The 1,211-nt window shown below is 61.6% G+C and carries 1 protein-coding gene; it reads left to right on the top strand.

Features of this window, described 5'->3' with window-relative positions:
• The first annotated feature begins 93 nt into the window (after window positions 1-93).
• Window positions 94-1,200, top strand: a complete 1,107-nt coding sequence (locus tag M1M07_RS32275) for an IS630 family transposase (RefSeq protein ID WP_248676774.1) — start codon at window positions 94-96, stop codon at window positions 1,198-1,200.
• The last annotated feature ends 11 nt before the right edge of the window (window positions 1,201-1,211 follow it).

Here is a 1,211-nt window from a genome sequence, read left to right as displayed (position 1 = left end):
CTAGTGGCTCGACACAGATCGTTGACCGGGTAATCCCCGGCTGACCGACACGTCCACGGCAGACTATCTCCGAGTCGAGACAAGGAGGTGGTCGTGGCACGCAAACCGAGCGTGTTCGTCCGATCGTTGACCATGGAGGAAGGGCGACGGCTGCAGAAGATCAGTCGCACCGCCAAGGACCCGATCAAACTCCGTCGCGCCATCGTGGTGCTGATGTCTGCCCAAGGCCAGAGTGTCAAGGACATCACCTCGTTGATGCAGGTCAGCGACGACTATGTCCGCGATGTCATCCACGCATTCAACGAGCAGGGATTCGAGGCGTTGCACCCAAAATGGAACGGGGGACGACCGAAGGCGATCGATGAGCAGACCCGCGAGAAGATCTGCTTGATAGCCCGGACGTCCCCCGCCGATTGGAAAATCACCGCGTTCTCCACCTGGAGTCTGGCCAAGCTCGCCGAGCATCTGATCGCGCAGAAGATCGTGCCGGCGATCAGCCGCGAGACACTGCGTCGCATCCTGCGTGACGGAAAGGTCACCTGGCAGGCCACCACCACGTGGAAGGCATCGACCGATCCGGATTTCCTGTCGAAGATGCACACGATCCTCGCCCTGTACGACACCCCGCCGGCCGACGGTCGGGTGGTCTGCGTCGACGAGTTCGGTCCGTTGAACCTGCAGCCGCGGAAAGGGAAATCGTGGCGACCGCAGACGCATCCGTTGCGGTTGCGGGCGACGTATCACCGCTATGACGGGGTGATGCACATGCTTGCCGCCCTCGATTTGTCCAGCGGCCGAATGTATTACCGGATTCGTCCGCGCAAGCGCGTGGGTGAGTTCCTCGATCTTCTGAAGGTGTTGCGGGCCCGGTGGCCTGGGGAGAAGTTGTATGTGGTGCTCGACAACTTCTCCCCGCACCGGCACCAGAGTGTTCGTCGGTGGGCCGCCGACAACGATGTTGAGTTGGTGTTTCTGCCGACCTACGGGTCGTGGCTCAACTGGATCGAATCCGAGTTCGCGGCGTTGCGGTATTTCGCGCTCAATGGCACCGATCATCGCAGTCATGCCGAGCAGAACGCTGCGATCGCCGCATACGTGCGGTGGCGCAATGCTCGTGCCGAGCCGAAGACCCGGTTCGCCCCGGACTCACCGATCCGATCGTGGACCGAGTACCCGCATTACACGGCCAAGGTTGCTTGACGAGGCACTAG

The organism is Rhodococcus sp. HM1 (genome assembly GCF_023218075.1).
Classification (GTDB): domain Bacteria; phylum Actinomycetota; class Actinomycetes; order Mycobacteriales; family Mycobacteriaceae; genus Rhodococcus.
Note: the sequence above shows the minus strand (reverse complement) of the source record. Positions and strands in the feature narration are given on the sequence as shown.